The 21,148-nt window shown below is 36.0% G+C and carries 27 protein-coding genes; 10 read left to right on the top strand and 17 right to left on the bottom strand.

Annotated features, from left to right (window positions below; translation table 11 throughout):
- From SDEL_RS03965 to SDEL_RS03975, 3 genes are all read right to left on the bottom strand, one after another.
- Positions 1–261: an EexN family lipoprotein gene (locus SDEL_RS03965; RefSeq protein ID WP_012856568.1), complete on the bottom strand. Its 261-nt coding sequence runs from the start codon at positions 259–261 to the stop codon at positions 1–3.
- 111 nt (positions 262–372) lie between these two features.
- Entirely contained in the window at positions 373–600 is a 228-nt protein-coding gene (locus tag SDEL_RS03970; protein WP_012856569.1) for a hypothetical protein, read from the bottom strand.
- Positions 601–681: 81 nt separating this feature from the next.
- Positions 682–909 (bottom strand): hypothetical protein, encoded by a 228-nt coding sequence (locus tag SDEL_RS03975; RefSeq protein ID WP_012856570.1) that lies wholly within the window; start codon positions 907–909, stop codon positions 682–684.
- Between the two features lie 482 nt (positions 910–1,391).
- Between SDEL_RS03975 and SDEL_RS03980 the strand changes: the two genes are divergently transcribed.
- A complete protein-coding gene (locus tag SDEL_RS03980) occupies positions 1,392–1,970 on the top strand; it encodes a hypothetical protein (RefSeq protein WP_012856571.1) in 579 nt (192 codons plus the stop codon).
- A gap of 302 nt (positions 1,971–2,272) precedes the next feature.
- Here SDEL_RS03980 and SDEL_RS03985 read toward each other — a convergent pair whose 3' ends face one another.
- From SDEL_RS03985 to istA (SDEL_RS04005), 6 genes are all read right to left on the bottom strand, one after another.
- Positions 2,273–2,635 (bottom strand): helix-turn-helix domain-containing protein, encoded by a 363-nt coding sequence (locus SDEL_RS03985; protein ID WP_012856572.1) that lies wholly within the window; start codon positions 2,633–2,635, stop codon positions 2,273–2,275.
- A gap of 1 nt (position 2,636) precedes the next feature.
- Positions 2,637–2,936: a type II toxin-antitoxin system HigB family toxin gene (locus SDEL_RS03990; RefSeq protein WP_012856573.1), complete on the bottom strand. Its 300-nt coding sequence runs from the start codon at positions 2,934–2,936 to the stop codon at positions 2,637–2,639.
- Between the two features lie 276 nt (positions 2,937–3,212).
- On the bottom strand, positions 3,213–3,698 hold the full coding sequence (locus SDEL_RS03995) for a hypothetical protein (protein WP_148209242.1): 486 nt from the start codon (positions 3,696–3,698) through the stop codon (positions 3,213–3,215).
- A gap of 179 nt (positions 3,699–3,877) precedes the next feature.
- Positions 3,878–4,630, bottom strand: a complete 753-nt coding sequence (istB, locus tag SDEL_RS04000) for an IS21-like element helper ATPase IstB (RefSeq protein WP_012856575.1) — start codon at positions 4,628–4,630, stop codon at positions 3,878–3,880.
- A 13-nt stretch (positions 4,631–4,643) separates the two neighbouring features.
- Positions 4,644–4,799, bottom strand: a complete 156-nt coding sequence (locus SDEL_RS12240) for a hypothetical protein (protein WP_223295841.1) — start codon at positions 4,797–4,799, stop codon at positions 4,644–4,646.
- A 108-nt stretch (positions 4,800–4,907) separates the two neighbouring features.
- Positions 4,908–6,191: an IS21 family transposase gene (gene istA, locus SDEL_RS04005; protein WP_223295842.1), complete on the bottom strand. Its 1,284-nt coding sequence runs from the start codon at positions 6,189–6,191 to the stop codon at positions 4,908–4,910.
- A 482-nt stretch (positions 6,192–6,673) separates the two neighbouring features.
- On the opposite strand from istA (SDEL_RS04005), the gene SDEL_RS12245 reads away from it, so the two are divergent.
- Both SDEL_RS12245 and SDEL_RS04015 read left to right on the top strand, forming a co-directional pair.
- Positions 6,674–6,859, top strand: a complete 186-nt coding sequence (locus SDEL_RS12245) for a hypothetical protein (RefSeq protein WP_041666254.1) — start codon at positions 6,674–6,676, stop codon at positions 6,857–6,859.
- Positions 6,843–7,511, top strand: coding sequence for an IS982 family transposase (locus SDEL_RS04015; protein ID WP_041666256.1), 669 nt, complete (start codon positions 6,843–6,845; stop codon positions 7,509–7,511). Before SDEL_RS12245 ends, SDEL_RS04015 begins: the two co-directional genes overlap by 17 nt.
- Positions 7,512–7,781: 270 nt before the next feature.
- Here SDEL_RS04015 and SDEL_RS04020 read toward each other — a convergent pair whose 3' ends face one another.
- The 8 genes from SDEL_RS04020 to istA (SDEL_RS04045) all read right to left on the bottom strand — a co-directional run bounded on the left by SDEL_RS04020 (position 7,782) and on the right by istA (SDEL_RS04045) (position 12,142).
- Positions 7,782–8,078: a type II toxin-antitoxin system RelE family toxin gene (locus SDEL_RS04020; RefSeq protein ID WP_012856578.1), complete on the bottom strand. Its 297-nt coding sequence runs from the start codon at positions 8,076–8,078 to the stop codon at positions 7,782–7,784.
- The gene (locus SDEL_RS04025; protein ID WP_012856579.1) at positions 8,078–8,389 is read right to left on the bottom strand and encodes a type II toxin-antitoxin system Phd/YefM family antitoxin; all 312 of its coding nucleotides are present in this window, start codon (positions 8,387–8,389) and stop codon (positions 8,078–8,080) included. Before SDEL_RS04025 ends, SDEL_RS04020 begins: the two co-directional genes overlap by 1 nt.
- Before the next feature lie 66 nt (positions 8,390–8,455).
- On the bottom strand, positions 8,456–8,803 hold the full coding sequence (locus SDEL_RS11630; protein ID WP_012856580.1) for a type II toxin-antitoxin system HicB family antitoxin: 348 nt from the start codon (positions 8,801–8,803) through the stop codon (positions 8,456–8,458).
- An 18-nt stretch (positions 8,804–8,821) separates the two neighbouring features.
- Positions 8,822–10,021, bottom strand: coding sequence for an ATP-binding protein (locus SDEL_RS04035; RefSeq protein WP_012856581.1), 1,200 nt, complete (start codon positions 10,019–10,021; stop codon positions 8,822–8,824).
- Positions 10,022–10,087: 66 nt separating this feature from the next.
- Entirely contained in the window at positions 10,088–10,375 is a 288-nt protein-coding gene (locus SDEL_RS11760) for a tyrosine-type recombinase/integrase (protein WP_083762450.1), read from the bottom strand.
- Between the two features lie 6 nt (positions 10,376–10,381).
- Entirely contained in the window at positions 10,382–10,951 is a 570-nt protein-coding gene (locus tag SDEL_RS04040) for a transposase (RefSeq protein WP_041666257.1), read from the bottom strand.
- 84 nt (positions 10,952–11,035) lie between these two features.
- Positions 11,036–11,194 carry a hypothetical protein gene (locus SDEL_RS12035; protein WP_012856582.1) on the bottom strand — a complete coding sequence of 53 codons (159 nt, stop codon included), beginning with the start codon at positions 11,192–11,194 and terminating at the stop codon, positions 11,036–11,038.
- Between the two features lie 99 nt (positions 11,195–11,293).
- A complete protein-coding gene (gene istA, locus SDEL_RS04045; RefSeq protein WP_012856583.1) occupies positions 11,294–12,142 on the bottom strand; it encodes an IS21 family transposase in 849 nt (282 codons plus the stop codon).
- Between the two features lie 221 nt (positions 12,143–12,363).
- Between istA (SDEL_RS04045) and SDEL_RS04050 the strand changes: the two genes are divergently transcribed.
- The 7 genes from SDEL_RS04050 to SDEL_RS04080 all read left to right on the top strand — a co-directional run bounded on the left by SDEL_RS04050 (position 12,364) and on the right by SDEL_RS04080 (position 21,130).
- Positions 12,364–12,858, top strand: coding sequence for a CreA family protein (locus SDEL_RS04050; protein ID WP_012856584.1), 495 nt, complete (start codon positions 12,364–12,366; stop codon positions 12,856–12,858).
- A gap of 229 nt (positions 12,859–13,087) precedes the next feature.
- Positions 13,088–14,410: a TolC family outer membrane protein gene (locus SDEL_RS04055; protein WP_012856585.1), complete on the top strand. Its 1,323-nt coding sequence runs from the start codon at positions 13,088–13,090 to the stop codon at positions 14,408–14,410.
- 25 nt (positions 14,411–14,435) lie between these two features.
- Positions 14,436–15,077 carry a transglutaminase-like cysteine peptidase gene (locus SDEL_RS04060; RefSeq protein WP_012856586.1) on the top strand — a complete coding sequence of 214 codons (642 nt, stop codon included), beginning with the start codon at positions 14,436–14,438 and terminating at the stop codon, positions 15,075–15,077.
- The gene (locus SDEL_RS04065) at positions 15,074–17,038 is read left to right on the top strand and encodes a bifunctional diguanylate cyclase/phosphodiesterase (RefSeq protein WP_012856587.1); all 1,965 of its coding nucleotides are present in this window, start codon (positions 15,074–15,076) and stop codon (positions 17,036–17,038) included. The genes SDEL_RS04060 and SDEL_RS04065 overlap by 4 nt, the downstream gene beginning before the upstream one ends.
- Positions 17,039–17,040: 2 nt before the next feature.
- Positions 17,041–19,197, top strand: coding sequence for a type I secretion system permease/ATPase (locus SDEL_RS04070; protein WP_012856588.1), 2,157 nt, complete (start codon positions 17,041–17,043; stop codon positions 19,195–19,197).
- 2 nt (positions 19,198–19,199) lie between these two features.
- Positions 19,200–20,522, top strand: coding sequence for an HlyD family type I secretion periplasmic adaptor subunit (locus SDEL_RS04075; protein ID WP_012856589.1), 1,323 nt, complete (start codon positions 19,200–19,202; stop codon positions 20,520–20,522).
- The gene (locus SDEL_RS04080; protein WP_012856590.1) at positions 20,522–21,130 is read left to right on the top strand and encodes a response regulator transcription factor; all 609 of its coding nucleotides are present in this window, start codon (positions 20,522–20,524) and stop codon (positions 21,128–21,130) included. Before SDEL_RS04075 ends, SDEL_RS04080 begins: the two co-directional genes overlap by 1 nt.
- Positions 21,131–21,148 lie beyond the last annotated feature (18 nt).

Consider the following 21,148-nt stretch of genomic DNA (forward strand, 5'->3'; position numbering starts at 1 on the left):
TTAAAATTTGTCAAATTTTTTGGCATCTGTTGCTTTGCTTGGGTCAATCTCAATACCACTATGAAATTTTGCAGAGGCGGCATTAGCGCAATTAGCATTTTCTTTACTTGCCCCAGGGTTATTTAGGCACTCTTTTATTTTAGCGTCTCGTTCCGCAATATGTGTTTTATAATATTCAACGGTTTTGACTTCTTCGCTTCCACATCCAGTTAAACTGAAAACAATTGCAACAAATACCGTGCTTAAAATAATTTTTCTCATAGATGATCCTTGAAGATTGAGTTATAAAAATGATTGCTATAAATGAGTATATTTTATACTCTCCATAAAATTTAATTCATTTAATTTCGGTTCTTGCTGCATATATCCACATTAAGCACCCCTTATGTTCAAAATTTCCGCTGTTGCTTCTTCATAGGTAATTATTTTAGTTTCGGTTCTTACTGCTCGATCAATTTCAACACGATTTGGGAACATTCCTTCAATAGATAAATGGCCAATCATCCATTCGATATTTCTGTACTGCTCAGGGGTAAGTTTGTTTTTGTATTCATCAAGAATGGCTATGCTTTCCTCTTTATTTATTGGTGTATTAATCATTTTAGAACATCACCTAGATTGGCAACTAAAAAGCGATTTTGTCCAAAAACTTTCAAGTGGAATTTTAAAATATATCCCATATTAAGCAACCCTGGTTCCCAAAATTTCCGCCATTTCTTGTTCTCGTGTAATTTCTCCGGTTACTGTTCTTACAGATCGAACAATTTCAACACGATTTGGGAACATGCCTTCAATGGATAAATGTCCAATTGCTCGTTCAATGCTTCTATATTGTTCCTGAGTGAGTTTAGTTTTATACTCATCAAGAATTGCTATGCTTTCTTCTTTATTTATTGGTGAATCAATCATCTTAACCCCTCTATGTGATTATAGATTTTCAATATTGTACTATGAGAATAATATTATGTGAATAAATCAATCGTTTTTTAGTAATCTTTAAGGTTAATTATATGAATACTTTTTTACTAAACTTCGACGGTAAGATGCTTTCAAGAGGTTTTTATACAAAACGTTTCCCCCCCCCAAAAAAAACGCACATATTCCCCCCCATGCATTTATTAGTGATTTGTAATCCAAATCATTTGTTGAGAAATTTTACTATATAGTGCTCCCAAGAGGTTTTTATAAGCTTTTACTTAAGGTAAGCAAATGACGAGATAAAACTATTTAAAATACTAAATTGGAGTATGTCTTAAAAAATACATGCCTATTTTTGCGCTTAATTCAACAATAATATAAGATTTTTTAAGAAAATTAAATAAAATATGATGAAAATTTCATATTTAATATAGTATTCTTTTTAATCGATATCAACTTTATAGGAGATTAAAATGAGGTTTAATTGGGTAATGGTTTTTGTTGTAGTTATGGTTTTCTTGACTGGCTGTGTTGAAAAACAGAATACAACTTTGCATAATAGTAATGAAAGATTTGAGAAATACAATAATACAAACCATATTGTTGGAAATAAAGCAAGCGCCATAGCAACGCTTATTTATGTACAGGAAGTTGATGATAAAATAGTTGATAAAATAACTTTCTATATAGATAAATTCCCTTATGATGTAACGTTCAATTTATGTCAAGATATGAAATCTTATCGTGACTTTAAGACGGTATTTACAGATGAAAAGACTAAAGAGAAAACGCCTCAATATTTTCAAAATAGTATTAATTGCCAAAGTGCGCTAAATATGCAAATATCTCAAAATGACTTTAAGGCTTTAATTGATTTTAATTTATTTGATGGTTTTAATATAGTTAATTTCGATGGATTTGAGAAAAAACTACCAGTTGAACAACCTTTTCAAAGTTCAGGTTATGTGATAAGAAAAGCATATGATAAACAACTTATCCACCAAGATATAGATCGTAAACAACTTATATATTTTCAGTTTTTACAATATTAAAAGATGGGTTAGTAGGGTAGTTAATATACTTTGCTAACCCAGTATTCTTCCCAATATTATGAGGCTCGTTTGTCCATTGCTTCTTCGTGAGCAATTTCTCTATTTTCAGCTCTTACGGTTCTATTGATTTTAACATATATTTTTTCAATAGACGAATGACCAAATTGCTCGTTCAATATTCAGGTACATCTTTGTAGTAGGTTTGTCTTTGTATTCACAAAGAATCGCTATATTTTGGCTTTTCATGTGAGTGTTTTCATTGATCTCTTAAACCCTCTAATAAATTGATAAGAGATTTTGAACTAAAAAGCTATTTTACCCAACAAACTTTCGAATGGAATTTTAAATTGATAATGGAGCTTTTGTATCATTTCTACTGTTAAGCTTCTCTCCCCTTTGAGAACTTTTGAGACCCTTGTTTCATCACCCAATGCACTGACTAAATCTTTTTGCCTGAGTCCATCTTGCTCCATTCTAAACTTAATAGCAGATATGGGATCTGGAGCATCAATTTTATAGTGTTTTTCTTCATAGGCTTCAACAAGTGTTACTAAGATATCTAATTCGTCAAATTCTTTCGTATTAGGCTCGGCATCCATAAGTTTATCAATTCTTTTTAACGTTAGCGTATAATCACTGTCAGTTCTAATTGGTGTAATTTCCATTTCATATCTCCTCTACGTTTATAGCATCGTACTGCTCATGTGTGCCCACAAAACGTATATATACAACTTTTGCAGGGAAGTTTATTTTGACAACCAACCTATACTTGTTTCCATGAATATTAAAAACGACTCTATTGTTTTTGAGTATACTTGCATGGCGATATTGTTCTTTGATTTGACTAGGAGTTTCCCACTCGGCCTTGATCGCTTCTTTATACCAGGATTCAAGAGAGCTCTTGCTATCTTTGTATAGCTCTTGCTCATAAAAGTCTTGTAAGGTTTTTTTTGAAATAACTCTCATGGGCGTATTATATTCTTAAGTTGCCAATTTGTCAAGTTGTTTTTACATGCGACATAAGAAAATGAAATATCTTAAGATCGGTTTATAAATCATTGAAATCGTAATAGCTTTAATCTATAAGTATCAATGTTTTTATGCAGTAGTTTTTACAGTATAAAAAGTAAATTATTCATATTAATCCCTAAAATAAGCATTTTTCGAGTCCCCCTCTTACCACTTACTCAAATAATCCCTAAATTTAGGCACTTTAAAAGACTTTTAAAAGAATTTTCCAACCTATTTCCAACTTTGTGAATTTTTTATAGCATTTTCGTCATTTAATAATTTCATTGCTTTCCCTAAACAAAATTCCTCAATCTCATACATCCCTTGATAGTAAAACTGATCCATATGCATTTCATCCATTTCTACTTCCATCCATTTGTTGGAAGTAATTTCATAAGATTCAAGCACATTAAATATCTTTTGAGCTGACCCTTGAAATATTGCTTGACACATAGTATAGCGTATTGCCTTTTTTTCAAAGAAGTCTAAATTGTTATAAATCTCTTGTTTGATTTCTATATCCGATAAAGTTTTTTTGTAAGCATCATAAAACTCTTTAATCGCCTTTCTATCAAACGAAGTTACTTCCTCTTTGGTTATCTCAAATGTAAAAATACTTTCCATTTCCATTTTCTCTAAAACTTCATAGATAGGTGTAGTTGATTGCTTTATCGTAAGTAAAATATCAGCATAGTTTTCTTTTAAATATTGATACATCTTGTCAATCTTGTTTTGTGTTGTATGGTAAAAGTTAGAAGTTCTAAATAACTTGTATTTTGAGAAATAGCTGGCTATATCGGAGAACTTGGACACCAAAGTCAGAAACACTTGGACACTTTGGTAAGGGATATTTTTAGAATTTAATTGTAGCATAAAGTGTCCAAGTGTTCTAAAAATTATTCATAATCTTTTGCAATTTTTCCATATTTTGGTCTGAGTGAATCACCATCGATAAAGACTCTATGGGATGAGTTAACCACTCTATCAAGTATCGCATCAGCGATGGTGTTGTTTTGTAAATAATCATACCAGTCTTTAACGGGAAGTTGGGATGTAATAATGGTTGAAGCCATTTGATTTCGTGCTTCAATAATTTCAAAGAGATTGGTTGCATCATCTGCTGTAATGGGCGAAATGCCAAAGTCATCAAGAATAAGAAGTTTATAGCGTGCAAATCGTTTAACCAGATTTGTATAACTACCATCAATACGAGAAAGATTTATCTCTTCAAGCAGTGTTGCAGTTCGAATGTAATAAGCACTAAATCCCTCTTGAATCGCACGAATCGCAAAGCTTTCGGCTAAAAATGTTTTGCCTGTACCCGTTTTGCCATTAATGATAATATTTTGGCGTGCTCTGATAAAGTCCATAGAGGCTAAAGAGAGAATTTGTGCTTTGTTAATTTTTCGTTTTGGGTCATAATCTAAATCTTCAAGCAGTGCTTGTTTATTTTTGATTTTGGAAAGCTTTAAATTCATAAAGACCCTTTTATTGTTTAAAAAAACATCTTGAGCTTGCAAGAGTTGATAGAGTCTCTCCTCAAAGCCAAGAGAATGATAGGCTATGTCTTCTATTTGCCTCATGTAAGCTTCTTTAAACCCTTTGTATCCTAAATCTGTCGTTAGATTGAGTATTGCTGTGTGATTCATAGTGATTTTCCTCCTAATGATAAATATTGCCACGAAGGTTATCGTGGTTATTAAACAGACTTTCTGATGCAACACTATTATTGACAGGTTTTTGCAGATAGAGTTTTTTATCCAGAATAGATCTGATAGAAGCTGTTGCTCTGATGTGATGCATCAGTGCATATTGCAACGTTAAATCAAGTTCCTCTTTCCCGTATAGTTTTGCCATGCTAAGGACTGCATTGAGTTTGCGATACGCATTGGGCGGATACGAAGCTTGTTCAAACTCTTTTTTGACCTAGGAGAGGGTATGGGCACCAATCGTATTGGCCCAATTCAAGAATCGTCCTGGATTTGTTTTTTCACTCTGGTACTGATGGTGGGAGGGCATATGCTCATGGAGAGTTGATACTTGTCCTACAAAGTGCAGTTTTGGATGAATGGCTATCTTTGTCCCTTTATAATGAATATCAACACTATGGCTTGAGTGCCATACTTGTACTCTTAATCCAAGGTATTGATAGGGCACAGAGTATTCACATCCTTCTAAAAAGATATGGTAATTTTGTGCTACAGTTGCTTCTTTAAATTCTTTATACAGATACCGCTGCAGTGGTAGTGCTTGTAAAAATGGCTGATCTAGTTCTTTAAAAAGTTCCGTCCTGCTTTTAGCGATGCGTTTAATAATTTTATGATTGTAAAGATCAAGCAGATTTGAGAGTGCTGCATTGAGTTCATCCACACTAAAAAAGGTGTGATGCCTTAGCCTTGCTAGTATCCACCGCTGTATTCCTTTGACGCCAAGTTCTACTTTTGCTTTATCTTTGGGCTTATAAGGACGTGCTGGTGTTACTGCCATAGTGTAATGTCTGGCCAGTGCTGCATAGCTTTCATTAATAACAACTCCCTCTTTTTTAGAATGTTTGATGACAGCACTTTTAAGATTATCAGGCACTACAATCTTAGGTGTACCTCCAAAAAAGTCATAGGCTAATACATGGGAGAGGATAAAATCTCGTTGTTTCTGAGAATAGGAGGCATGCACAAAGGTATACCCACTTGCTCCTAAAACCGCTACAAAGATTTGGGCTTTATAGACCTCACCTGTCTTTTGATTCACGATGGGAATGGTTAATCCACTGTAATCAACAAACACTTTTTCACCAGCAATGTGCACTTGTCTCATGGATGGGTTGATTTGGTTTAAAAACCGCACGTAGTGTTCACGAAATTGCGTGTAGCTATACGCATTAGTGGGATGGGCTTCTTTATACTCTTCGTGCAACAACGCTAAGGTTACTTTACTTTGTTGCTTTTTCTTTAGTTCATGATGGATGGTGATGTAATCAGGCATGACTTTAGACGCCTGTGGCGTAATCCCACATCCACACTCTGGGTAAAACAACTGCTCTTGCATCATTTCATTCAGGCTCAAGAAACGATCAATATCGACAGCTAACTCTTTAAATCGTGTGCAATAATTACTCACACTTCCTCTTGATGTCCCTGTGGCATTTGCACTTTGCCTTAGCGACAAACCTAACTTAAAATGAAGCCGTAACACCTCACTGATTTTTCTCATGGATACCCTTTTCATCTCGACTCCAAATATGATTTATTTGAAGTATAGTTAGATTTAAAAATATCCCTTACTTAAACGAAACTGATTTATCGGAGTTCCTAAAAAAGTGTCCAAGTAATCACCGTTTTAGTGTCCAAATAAAACCGACATCACTGTCCAAGTAACTCCGTTTTTACCAGTCTCGCAGGACATGCGCAAGAGTATTCAATTACTATGAATACCTATGCTAACAAAGTGAATGTGAAGATTTTGAAAGAAGATATTGAGAAAGTAAATTACTAAAAGTAGTTACATAGAAACTCTTTTTTTGACACTACTACAGTTCCATTTATATCTATCTTGTCATACTCTACATATCTAGAAAATGGTGGGTGCATTGATGTTGCATCTTTTACAACATACTTATAAAACCCAAACTGCTAGTTGAGAGAATGGTTTGAAAGTTGCTTTAGACTCCATAAAAAGCCGTGGGAGGCGAGATTATGGAGCGAGATATTGTAACAGTTTATTGCTTGATTGATGAGTATTTGAAGCTATCAGGTGTAAAAGATGATGTCAGAGCAGAGATTAGTAACGCAGAGGTATTGCTGATTGGGTACATGGCAGTGAATGATTTTAGTGGTAACTACTATAAAGCCCATCAGGATGCAGTTGGTCAAAAGGATTGATTACACGAGATTTTTGCGTCGCTTAGCCAAAATAAATGAAGTGTTATCAACACTATTTGCGTTTTTAGGCTCATTGTTTCAGCGATTAAACAGTGCAAAGATTTACTCTGTTGATTCTTTTCCTGTTGAATTGTACCAAATCACAAGGCAAAGCAGAGTCAGATTGTGGAGTGATCCATCTTTGAAAGGTTATAATGCATCCAAAGGGAGATTCTTTTATGGGCTTAAAGTCCATATGGTAGTCACAACCGATAAAGAGCCTGTAATGGTACATATCTCAGAAGGCTCCATACACGATGTTACGGCGGGGTATCAATTTATGCATCATCTACCCCAAAAATCAATCACGATTGGAGATAAAGGGTATGTTTCATCAAAGTTAGAAGCTTTTTTAAAACAGTTTGAGATTGTACTTTCACCCATTGGGCGTAACAACATGCAACAAGAAAACAAAGAAGATTATTTTACCAAGCGTAGAATTAGAAAAGGTGTTGAAACTGCCTTTTCTATGATCACTGCTAAGTTTGGTAAAGTGATTAAGGCTACAACCATTGGTGGCTTTTTAACAAAGCTTAGACTTTTCATCACCGCTTATGCTATCAACTGCTTTTTGAAGCTTAGTGATGACAAAAAAGCTCTTCTGTTTAACTAGCAGTTTGGGTTTTTGAAATATAAAATAATGAAAAACTCATAATGAATTCTTATATGATAGGGAAACTTGGATTTTTGACAGAACCCTCAGCTATGCCTCAAAGAGCATAGACTTATGAGGGAATTTGTAAGACGCATTATACTTAAAAATGGGCAAAATAAATGAATCGATTATGAAGTTTTGGCTTAATTTTAAATGTTAAAAAAAGACGATTAATTTAACATAGCTTAGAACCTATGTTAAAAAATGATAGAAAAATTAACATAGGTTTCAATTGAGTCTTTTAAGTGCCTCTTTATAAACTTCGATCTCTTCTCGTTTGCCAATAGTAACAACATAAACCACCAATTCATTGTCAATAATTTTATAGACAATTCGTATCTGTTTTTTAGAAACATAAGTTTTATAATAGCCTGTTAAATCAAGATTATTTTTATTGCCAAGGGGTTGTCCTCGAAAGGGAGAGTGTTGTAACCCAGCTAATTTTTTCAAGATTAAAATCACGACAGAATTATCAAATGCTTTTAAATCTTCTTCTACCAAAGGATGGGTTTTTAGAGCATACATTACAAAGACTTTACATCAATATTGAACTTTTGGGCTAATGCTTCAAGAGGAATATAAGAAGACAAGGGTGTCTCTTTTCGTGCTTGAATGGTTTCAAAAATTTGTTGATGTTCCATCGCTTCAAAAAGTGCTTCAAGTGATTTAAGGTGTTCATATTCATCAGTTGAAATGACCACTGCTTCAAGTTTGTTATTTTTTAAAATACCGATTTTTTCACACGATTCTTCTTTGATGCCTTTAAGAATTGCCGCAATTTTTTTAGTGAAGTCTGTAATCGATAAAAGCTCATTAGGAGCATACTTAACCGTCATGGCGTATCCTTTAATTTATATGTGAATATTATAGTAAATTTAGTAGTAAATTACAAGTATGGCTTACTAACTCAATTTATATTTTTTCATAAAATCCTCTTTTTTAATAAAAGAATCGTGCTTTAAAATCTGAGAAAGTTCATTTTTTTCTTTTATGTCTATGGTGAGTTCTGACTCAGAAATTTCAAAAGAATTAGGCTCAAAAATCGTATCATTATTTTGAAGTGCTATTGCTATATAAGCTTTAAATGCTTCTTTGACTGCCTGTAATGCTTCATCCTTGCTCTTTCCATCCCCCATTACGCCCTGAAAATCTTTGTAATAAGCAAACCACCCATTTCCATCTTCTGGTTGAACCTTTTTTACAAGAATAGCATAGTTCAAATTTGTGTAATAGTTGATATCTTTTTTCATAGCAATACCCTTCAACTTTTAATACAAAAACCCAAATAACCAAAGAGGAATTTTCTTAGAATTTTCCGTTGAATCCGTATCTATAACTAAATATGAGTTAGGAATATCTTTGATTTGATTAAAACTCTTACTCTCACCACCCACTTCAAAGGTATAGGCATTATCCACTAAAAAATCTCCATTATTAGCCACTTCAATCTTATGGATATGATACAGTTGAGAGACAAAAAAAGTTTCTCGAATAGTGCCTATTTTGGATTCAGTGCCAAAAGTATAGAAAATATTGGTGTTATTAAGATAAAGCTTTTCAGGCTTACTAAGCTTACTAATGCCTTTTTTACTACTTGTCACCATGTTGAGCAATCCACCAAGTTGGAGATGGTGAAGATAAGCATACAAGGTATTGCGGCTTACTTCAATGGCTGCCGCAATTTTAGTAATGTTCAGCTCAAACGGTTCGGATTCACTAATGATAAGAAGCAACTTTTTAAGTTTATGGGTAAAGTTAGGTTTTACCAATCCAAAATTGACCAAATCAATATCAATGGTTTGGTTAATCACTGCATTGAGATGTCTTAGGTATTGATTGGTATCTTTAAAATAGAAAGGATAATATCCAAAAGTTAAATATTCATTGAAAAATTCTAAGGGCAGAAATTGTTTTTCAAGGGTATTTACAATAGCCACATTGTTTTCTAAAAGTTCGTGTAATGTGTATTTTGGAAGTGTGATGGTATGCTTTAACTCTAAAAACTCACGATAGGATAAACCATTCATCGTATAAAGCACCACACGCCTACTTAAATCTGCTTGTGAATTATAAATCGATGTGGCACATGAGCCTGTAAAAATGACGTGAAATTTGGGGTAAAAATCATAAATGGCTTTTAAATCCAAAGAAAAATTTGTGTATTTGTGAATCTCATCAATGATTAAGTGCGTTCCACCAATCTTCACAAATTCTTCTGCTAATTCTATGAGCTTAATATCGATGTTGGTGGGATAGTCATATGAAAAATACAAAGACTTGTAAGGCTCATTTGTCTCTTTAAGGGTTTGAGTATATTGTAAAAGAAGCGTTGTTTTTCCAACACCACGGGCGCCTACAATGCCTATCATTTGAGAAGAAAAGTCTATGGCATCATACAAGTAGCGTTTATAAGAGCTTGCAAGCTCATTTAAGATTCTTTTTTCAAGTTTTCGTATATTGTCTAACATATTAAATCCATTTTGTTAATTTAGAATTAACATTATAGTATATTTTTGTTTATTTTATATAAATATTTAATCGTATAAATTCTCAACTGCTTTATTCATGGTAGAATCAGCCATTTTTGAATAGCGCAAACTTGTCTCAATAGAGCGATGGTTTAAAAGATGGCGCACTGTATTGAGCTCAGCACCATTATTTAAAACCGTTGTAGCAAAGGTATGCCTTAATGAGTGCTGCACAACTTTTTGTTTTCTATCTATCTTAGAGTTTTTATTAAAAAGGAGATTGAGTGCTTTTTGAAGATGTCTTGCATAGGTGTTTTTATGTGATTCAAATAGAGGTTTTTCTGTATCATTAATGTCGTGTCAGACATAACCCTTATCTCCAATACCTGTTGCATTTTGTGGAAGTGTAGGAATAAGTTTATAAGCCACGTTAATATCAGAGACTTTTCCAAAAGAGATATAGCAACTCACGGGTTCTTTAGACGTTGTCGCTATCATATGCACTTTGAAGCCATAAAAGTATCGCTTCTTTGAAGCGTTATAGCCTTTTAAATCCGTATGACGCATCAATTGGCACTGTGTTTCTCTTTGGAGTTGACATAACTCTACAGGGAAAGAATCAATGGCATAAATTTGTGAAGGGTGTATGGTTGAAAAAAGCCCAGATAAATAGCCAAATACTGTTTCAATCACATAATGTAAATCATTGATTCTTCGAATAAACCTTGAATAATCAATAGGATAGAAGAGTTTCGATGAATTTAAATACAGATGTGCTTTACGGTAATTTCCATTAAAATCACTTACCGCTAAATACGCCATAGTGAGTATCTCAGCATTGGTAATTTTAGCACGCACATCATTTTTCACATTTAAGCCTTTTAACATTTCATCAATTAAACAATAGGTTGCTATAATTTTATGTTCCATTGGAAGTCCCTTCTGCCACGAAGTTTTCCAATGGAATAACCAACTTTCGTTCCACATTTGTTCGTTTTTAACTAGCAATTTGGGTTAACCTTTTTTATTTTGGCGCTCTTTGGCGTAAACATCCACTCTTGCAAAGAAGCGTTTTTTAAACAGAGCAATCTTTTCAAAAGAAGGCAATTGGTAAAACGTCAACTCTTTTTTTAAAGTCTCAATGGAAGCTTCAATAAGGCGTTTTTGTGCCATTAATTCCTTGAGCTTGAGATGTTGATTCAAGAAAAAACCTACAATGCCATAAACGCTTTTGCGCAGTCAACAACGATACGCTTCTTCGCTGGATAAGTGTCAAAGAGCTTTTGTTGTTGTATCGAGCCATTTCAACACTTCTGCATTGGCATTTTCCAGTGTTAATGTGTAATGCTTCATAGAGAGTCGCACACGCAATCCATTATGAAAGTTATACCGCAGATAGTGGTTAAATCTCTCCACTTTTCCTTTGGTCTTAGCACGATATGGTTTGCAGACTTTAATGCTAAAACGACAATGTTTGGCAAAGTCTTCAAAGAGTGGATTGAGTTTATGTTTGCCTCTACCATAGCTATTACGTCCTAAAATGACGGTTCGCATATTGTCATACAAACATTCCATTGGAACACCTCCAAAGTAGTTAAAAGCGTTCATATGGCATCCAATGAGTGTCTCAATCTTCTCATTATTAACATACTCAACATACGAAGCTCTAGAATATCCCATTGTTGCCACAAATGCAGAGAGATTATCTTTAGGAAACTCAATCCAATCGACTTGCATCTGTTGGGATGGTTTGGTTTCAAAGCGAATAATAGGTTCATCTGATTTGGCTCGACTTCTTAACTCATATCTTTGGATCACTTGTTGTAACCAACGCAAACTTCCATCATAGCCTAGCTTCTTAATCTCTTCATAAATCACGGTTAATGGGATTTCACTTTTCGTTTGCTCTGACATCTCTAGCATCTTTGCAATATGGGGTAAATAGGGATCAACACTATTAATCACGGGAGGTCGATTGATATGAGGAACATAATCATCAGGAAGATTGGCATAACGCCTTACAGTATCTCTTGATATACCTAGCTTTCGTGCAATGGCACTTTTACTCAATCCCTCAGCTAAAAACTTCTTTATCATTTTAATTTCACCTTTTTTTAACACCAAACTCCTTTCCATGAAATCTGAAAATGGAGTTTAACCAATCTAACTTGGTTTCTTAAGGTTTTAAATCAAAATGCAACTCTTAAATTACATTTTCAACTGACGAGTTTAGCACTTCGTCTGACAATAGGTGATTTAAATGCATTTCTCATGTTTACTAATGCCATGTATAATTTCATCAAATGAAAATATGCGTGTGTGACAGAAAAGGAGAATATACAATGGCTTTAAGGATAACAAACTTTATTAAAGGTATAAGTGGCATTGTGTTAATGGGCGCAATCACACTTCATGCAGAAGAAATTGGCTCAGTTGATACTGCTTTTGTGTTGGTTGGTGCCAATCACAAAATCGTCGTTGAAGCATTTGACGATCCGAAAATACCAGGGGTCTCTTGCCATTTATCACGGGCTAAGACAGGGGGAATGAAAGGGACATTTGGAATTGCGGAAGATACGGCAGATGCGTCTATTGCTTGTCGCCAAACGGGAATAATTCATTTGCCTCAAGATGTTCAATCTAAAAAAAAGGATGGGGAGCGGGTTTTTAAAGAATCAACCTCTTTTTTGTTCAAACACATTCAAGTTGTTCGTTTTTATGATGCGAAACGTCATACCCTTGTGTATTTAACCTACTCAGATAAGCTCATTGATGGCTCGCCCAAAAATGCAATTTCAACGGTTCAGATTTCGAATGCACTTTTTTCGTCTAAATGAAACGGATAAATCGTAGATAGCATCGTATATTCTCCTCAAATATCCTGATGAAATCTTTACATGTAGAACAATAAAGCCTCTTTTTTATCTATCAAAAAGTGTTATCGTTTCGTTTTGATTCACTTAACTTTTGAAATACATATTATTTGATTACTCTTTATAGAGAATGTGTTACAATGAGAGGAATATGAGTTTGTTCTTGTATTAGATCAACCAAAAGGAGGAGATTATGCGTCTCTCAAAGATAGTGTCAGTGGTATTGGTTGGGCTCCCTATTGCTGCTTTTTCATTAACTTTAGAAGAAGGGGTTCAATCTATTCTTTCTTCCAATCCAACGTTCAAAGAGAGTGTTGAAACTTACCGTGGCGTACTCAAAGAGTATAACATAGCAGAAAACGGTTATTTTCCAACGCTTGATTTAGTGGGTTCATACGGTTATGAAAAAGTCAAAACATCAACGGGTATTGATAATGATGGCTTGATGGATGAAACCTCGCTGGTTTTAAACCAAAATCTTTTTAATGGTTTTGCCACAGAAAATACCATTCATCAGCAAAAAAGTAGACTTGATGCGGCGGCATTTGGGGTTGCGGAGAGAGCTGATAGAACGATTTTATCGTTTGTGAATGCGTATATTATGCTCTTAAAACACAAAGATTTATTGGTTTTAGCGCAAGAAAATGTCAAAACGCATGAGGCGATTTATAAGCAAATTAAAGAGCGTTCCGATGCGGGATTTGGGCGTTTATCTGAAACGCAACAAGCAGGGAGTCGTTATACTTTAGCGCAGTCTAACCTCATTGCACAGGAAAATAATTACAGAGATGCGATTTCTACCTTTGAAAAATTGTATGGAAAACGTGTTGAAGCGGATGAGTTGGCAAAGCCTATTTTTAATGCAACTGTTCCTGCAAACTTTGATCTTATTAAAGAAAAAAGCTTTACATGTAACCCGTCTATCAAAGTCCAACAATCCAATATTCGCCTAGCTGATGCCTTACATGAAGGCAGTAAAGCAGCGTTTTACCCGAAAGTGGATTTGGAACTTGCGGGTACGGTTGAGCATGATACGGATGGCATTGATGGTAGAGATGAGACCTATTCTGCACTGCTTAAATTTCGATATAACCTCTATAATAAAGGCGCAGACCTCTTAAACAAAGAGAAGTATGCGGTTTTGATGCTCAAAGAAAAAGAGACTCTAGCCAATCTTCAAAGAGGTTTGATGGAGAGTGTCACCTTCTCATGGGAGAGTTACAGCTCCACACAAAAAAGAATCGCTTTACTCAAAGAACATAGAGATTTTAGTCAGCAAACACTCAACTCTTATCAGCAAGAGTTTGCCATTGGAAAGCGTGATTTGATCAATATGCTCGATGCTGAGGGTGAGTACTACTCTGCACGTCAAGCGTTGGTTGAAGCGGAAGCGACTTTTGCTTATGCGCAGTATCGTCTCTTAGACAACATGGGTGTTTTGACAGAGTATTTTTATGATGATTTTGGCAAAACGTATCATGTCCCTGTTTGTTCACATAAAAGTACTTCTTTTTAGAACCGTGGCATAAAGCGGGGCAAAGATGTGTAAAAAATTTTTCGTTCTGATTGCGCTGGTTGTTTTAACACTCAGTTGCAATCAGGCGTTTTTTACACAAGAAGTGTTGCAAAAAGTTGAAGCAAAATATGGGCTCTACGCCAAAAGAAGGGTTGAATCACTCAATACACTTCTTGCGTCACTGCAAGGGAGTAGTGAAGGCGAAAAACTTGAAAAAGTCAATGCCTTTTTCAATCAAATGCAATTTGTCTCAGATCAAATGTTGTGGAAACAAAAAGATTATTGGGCGACACGGATGGAGTTTTTAGGTAAAGGAGCGGGGGATTGTGAAGATTTTGTGATTGCAAAATACTTTACCCTCAAACAATTAGGTGTTCCGACCACCAAACTCTTTTTTACCTATGTTAAAGCGGTGAAATTTCAACAAGCACACATGGTTTTAACATATTATGAGACTCCAAAATCCGTTCCCTTGGTTTTAGACAATATTAATTTTCAGATTTTGCATGCTACCAAACGTAAAGATTTGATTCCGGTGTACAGTTTCAACGGTGATGCGCTTTATCTTGCAAAACAGCAAGGTTTAGGGCAGATTGTTCCTTCTGGGATGCAAAAAAACAAAAAATGGTTTGAGTTAGTCGATAAGATTAGGAGAGAAGAGTTATGACACTTTTTAAACAGATAATCATTGTTTTATCCATATTTCAAACGCTTATTTTTGGTGCGGTGATGTGGTTTAACTTCAGCAGTTCTAATGAATACGTCACAGAACAAGCCTATACCGATGCGCTTCATACCGCAAATTCTCTAGGGCTTTCTATTAGTTCTGTTGCTTCGCTAGAAGACGTTTCCATGGCTGAAACAATGATTAATTCAGTATTTGACAGTGGTTATTATGAGAAAATCCTCCTTGAAGATATGGAAAAAAATGTTTTGGTTTCCAAAGAACAATCCGTTATCGTTGCGGATGTTCCTGCGTGGTTTGTTGATTATATTAACGTCAATGTGCCTGTTGCTAGTTCTCAGATTATGCTCGGATGGACGCCTTATGGCATGTTACATGTAAAGTTAAACAGTGGTCATGCATATCGTCAGCTTTGGACAATTTTTAAAGATGTTTTAGCCGTATTTGTGGGTGTTTCGCTTTTAGGTGTGGTGTGTTTACATTTTATTTTACGTCTTATTCTTCAGCCTTTAACGAGGGTCAAAGAGCAAGCAGAAGCAATTTTGGAGAATGACTTTATCTTTCAAAAAAACATCCCCTTTACCCAAGAACTCAAAAATGTTGTTTTTGCGATGAACAGTATGGTGAGAAAAGTCAAAGAAATTTTTGAAAAAGAGGCAGAGGCGGTTAAGCGCTATCATGAGCTTTTGTATTATGATGCTATTACACATCTTTATAATCGTCGTTATCTTACCCTAAAACTCAATGAATACTTAAGCAGTGAATCCAAAGAGGCGCAAGGGGCGCTTATACTTATCTCGTTAAATGATTATGAGGGCATGAAAGCACATTTAGGATATGCCCAAAGTGAGGCGTGTATCAAAGCTATCGCAGAAGCGATTCAAACTATCACAGAGGCGTATAAGGCTTCGGTGTGTGCAAAACTGAACGAGACTGATTTTGCGATTTTAGTACCTTTGTCCTCTCTTGAACTTCCTTTGCCGCTTTGTGAAGAGATAGCAACAGCGATCAAAGCAGTCATGCAACAAGGTTATGGCTTAGATGAAAAAGAGTATTTTACTACGATAGGGTATGCGCACTACACCCAAAAAATTGAGCCAAAAGAACTTTTTTCAAAGGCAGATTTTGCGCTCAGTGCCTCCAAAGCCAAAGGGGCTTTTTCCATCCACCATTTTGAAGAGACGAATGGCGAAGTACCATTGATTCTGGGAAAAGAGGCGTGGTTGCATGAGCTTAAAGCAGCCATGGAATCAAAGCGTTTTAAACTGGCACATCAAGAGGTTGTGCGTCTGGATAATGTGGAAGATATCTTTCACAGTGAGCTTTTTGTGCGCCTTGAAGATCAGCACCAGCATATTCACCATGCGGGGTATTTTATGCCTATGGTGATGGATGTGAAATTGGGGGCGCAACTTGATCATTATGTGATTGAGCGTAGCCTTGAGCTTTTAGAAGAAAAACGTTTTACATGTAAAGCGTTGTGTATCAATTTAGGGAAAGATATTTTTCTGCAAAGCAACGAGTGGACATGGCTGGAAAATGCGGTTATGAAGTTTAAAAAAGTAGGGATGTCAAAGCTTTACTTTGAGATTGCGTGTGGGATGGATGTTCCCATTGAGCTTTTGGTGAAGTTTTCAAAATATATCCGTAGCTTTGGGTATGGGTTGGGAATGGATAATGTGGTGGTGACCAAAGAGGGGCTCGAAGCGATTGCGCAGATCAATCCTGCGTATATTAAAATCCACGCTTCGTATATGATTGACCTTTTTGGTGAGAGTGGGTTGGAGACGCCTCATCGTTCTTTAGGCATTATTGCGGATAGTATGGATATTAAGATTATTGCGACCAATGTTGAAACGCTTGAACAAAAAGAGAAACTCGAAAAAATAGGCATACATTATATTCAAGGCAGTTTGATTGCTGAACCCAAAATGATAGGATGAGAATGGAACCAGAAATCGCAAAAGAGTACGCAAAAGATCCTTTGTTATCGTGCTTAGTCCTTTTTACAAAGCTTTACAATGTTCCTTATAGTGCTGAAGCACTCGTGGCGGGTTTGCCCATTGAAAAAGGGGTTAATTCTGTGGAGCTTTTTTCCATAAAAGGGGGCTCAAAATCCCTTTTCTCTCGTGCGGCACAACGTGCGGGATTTGTTTCGAAATTGGTTCAAAAAGAGTTGGATGAACTCTCTTCTTTGGTGTTGCCTTGTATTTTAGTGCTTAAAAACCGCTCAGCATGTATTTTGGAGCGTTTTGATGAGACGCATACAAAAGCGAAGATTATTCACCCTGACATTACAGAGGGTGAGGATTGGGTTGAGATAGCCACTCTTGAAAAAGAGTATATGGGGTTTTGCTTTTTGCTCAAGAAAGAGTTTGCCTTTGATAGCCCTCGGGAACGTCTTTTAAATAACACAGGAACCAGCTGGTTTTGGGGTACGCTCAATCGCTCAAAGCAAATTTACATGGATGTGATTATTGCATCTTTTTTAATCAACCTCTTTATTTTGGCAAGTCCCTTATTTACGATGAACGTTTATGATAGAGTGATTCCTAACAATGCCATAGAAACACTCTGGGTTTTAGCCCTTGGGGTGTTTATTGTCTATCTTTTGGATATTGTTTTAAAGTTTACACGCTCGTACTTTTTAGAAATCGCAGGAAAAAAGAGCGATGTGATTATGTCTTCTATTTTGTTTGAAAAAGTGATGGATTTGAAGATGGCGGCACGTCCAAAATCGGTCGGTGCCTTTGCCAATAACCTGAAAGATTTTGATGCGATTCGCAACTTTTTTACCTCTTCGACCTTAGCGGCACTCATTGACCTTCCTTTTGCATTGATTTTTTTAGGGATGGTCTATTTTATTGCGGGATATATGGTTTTAGTGCCGATTGTTTTGATGATTTTTATTTTGCTTTATACGCTGAGTGTGAAAAATGCTTTAACGCAAAGTATTGAGAGCACTTACCATGCCTCAGCAGTCAAAAATGGCATTTTGATTGAGAGTTTAACGCTCTTAGAGACCATTAAAGCCTTTAGTGCAGGAGGTCATGCTCAATGGAAATGGGAAGAAGCCACAGGAGAGATTGCCAATCGTGGTTTAAAAGCTAAGATTTTATCGAGCTCTATTACAACGGTTACCTCATTTTTGATTCAGTTAGATTCTGTGGTGGTGGTGCTTTTGGGTGTGTATATGATTAAAGAGGTAGAGTTAACGATGGGTGGGCTTATTGCGGCGATTATCCTCTCTTCACGCGCGATTGCGCCGATGGCACAAGTGGCTGCACTGATTGCCAACTACGAACAAGCCAAAACGGCGTATAAGGCTTTAGATGACATTATGAAATTGCCTGTGGAGCGACCTGAAGGGAAGCGCTTTGTCCGTCGTGAAAAACTTTTGGGTACGATAGAGTTTAAAAATGTCACATTTGCGTATCCTGAAGCGCAAAAAAATTCCTTAGAAGGGGTCTCTTTTAAAATTAACGTAGGGGAAAAAGTAGCGATTTTAGGACGCAATGGCTCAGGAAAAACCACGATAGAAAAGCTTATTTTAGGGCTTTACGCACCTGCTGAAGGGTCTGTGTTGATTGATGGGATTGATATCAATCAGATTGATCCTGTGGATTTGCGTAAAAATATAGGTTATGTTCCTCAAGATGTCATTTTGTTTCAAGGAACTGTTAAAGAAAATATCATTTATAAAGCTCCTTATGTCGATGATGAGGCTATTTTAAGGGCGGCACAAGTAGGGGGTGTTAATGAGTTTGTTAATAGCCATCCTCTAGGCTTTGATATGCCTATCTTAGAGCGGGGCGAAGGGCTTTCTTTAGGGCAAAGACAAAGTATTGCCATTGCAAGAGCTTTTTTGCTCGATGCGCCTATTCTTTTACTCGATGAGCCAACCAATTCACTGGACAATACGGCTGAAAATCACACGAAGAAACTTCTTAAAGAGCATATTGAAGGTAAAACAACGCTTTTAATTACGCATAAAATATCTCTTTTAGAGATTGTGGATCGTTTGATTGTGGTTGATAATGGACGTATTGTGATGGATGGTAAAAAAGAAGATGTACTCGCAAAATTAAATGGAACGAGATAATCATGGCAAAGTATAATGAAAATGATTTGGAGTTTATGTCAAGTTTGAGTGAAGCAGTGCTTCAAAAAGCACCTAACTCTTCACGTAAAATGATTTGGATAATGGTGATTTCTATTGGGTGGCTTCTGCTTTGGGCGAGTATTGCGGAGATTGATGAATTAACCAGAGGAGAAGGGAAGGTGATTCCTTCACAGCAACTTCAAGTGATTCAAAATTTAGAAGGGGGCATTGTTTCTGAGATTTTGGTCAAAGAGGGTGATCGGGTTAAAAAAGGGCAGATTTTACTTAAAATTGATGATAAAAATTTTGCCAGTTCGTATGGCGAAAACAGGCTTCGTTATATTGAGCTCAAAGCAAAATCCATGCGCTTAGAAGCCGAAGCCAATGCTGAAGCGTTTGAGGTTTCACAAGATTTGGATGAGCAAATGCAACAACAAATTGTGTATGAAAAAAGTTTATATAACTCTAATCAAGAACAACTGACAAAAACATTTCAAATTTTAAATGAGCAGATTAAGCAAAAAGAGAGTGAACTGACTGAACTCGAATCCAAAGTGGCGCAATTAAGTACCAGTTATGATTTGGTTAAAAAAGAGATCGACATTATGGCACCATTGGTCAAAAAAGGCTTGGTCTCAGAGATGGAGTTTTTACAGTTAAAACGCCAGACAAATAATGTTCAAGGCGAACTTCAAACCAGTAGATTGGCTATTCCCCGTGTGAAATCAGCCATTGCAGAAGTTCAAAATAAGCGTCTTGAAGCCGAGCTAAATTTTCAAAACAGAGCTAAAAAAGAGTTAAACGAAATTATTGCAGAAATGTCACGCTTAAATGAAGCCCAAACCAGTTTAGAAGATAGAGTAAAAAGAACGTTGGTTCGTGCCCCTGTGGATGGAACGGTTAAGCAACTTTTAGTGAATACCGTCTCAGGCGTTGTCAAACCTGGTATGGATATTTTGGAGATTGTTCCGAGTGAAGACACCCTTTTGGTTGAAGCAAAAGTTAAACCCTCTGATGTTGGGTTTTTGCGTTTAGGGCTTGATGCGATGGTGAAATTTACAGCGTATGATTTTTCGATTTATGGTGGTTTAGCGGGGAAGGTAGTTTTTATTAGTGCTGATACCATTACCAATGAGCGGGGTGAGACGTACTATATTGTGCATATCAAAACCGATAAAAATCATTTAGGTACGGTTGAAAAACCTTTGGAATTAATGGTCGGTATGACAACAAGTGTGGATATTTTAACAGGGAAAAAGACCGTGTTAGATTACCTTTTAAAACCCATTTTGAAAGCTAAACATAACGCCTTAAGGGAGCGCTAATGGTCATACTCTACTCTTCACATCCTGAAGTGATTGCAACATGGCAAGCGGCATTAACGTCTGAACAGTGTGAAGTGTGTCACTATGAGAAAGCGCTTTTTGCTCATTTAAATGCGTTACATGTAAAGACTATTTTAGTGATGGAAGAGCGTCATTATGGAGAAGATTTGGAAGGTTTTTTAGAACAATTACGAGATGAGTATCCTTGGGTAAGTACCATTGTTTTAAGTCAAAAACCAACCTATGCGCAAGGTTCTATACTGTTAAAATATGGCATTAAAGCGTATGGAAATACGCACATGGCACCGGTGCATTTGAACGAAGCTCTTTTGGTTGTAAAAAAGGGAAACGTCTGGCTTTATCCTGAATTTATCCAGACGATGATTCAAACACTCTCTTCTCAAAAATCGTTACATGTAAACCAAAATCTTCTTGAAAAACTCTCTTGCAAAGAGAAAGAGATTGCCTCGCTCATCAAAGAAGGGTTGAGTAACAAAGAGATTGCGCTTAGAGAAGGCATTACTGAGCGTACTGTGAAAGCACATTTAACCTCTATTTATGAAAAAACGGGTCTTAAAGACCGTCTCGCTTTGGCTCTTGTCCTCTAACAAAAAACTTTTTTTCAT

Source organism: Sulfurospirillum deleyianum DSM 6946 (assembly GCF_000024885.1).
In the GTDB taxonomy this organism is placed as follows: Bacteria; Campylobacterota; Campylobacteria; order Campylobacterales; family Sulfurospirillaceae; genus Sulfurospirillum; species Sulfurospirillum deleyianum.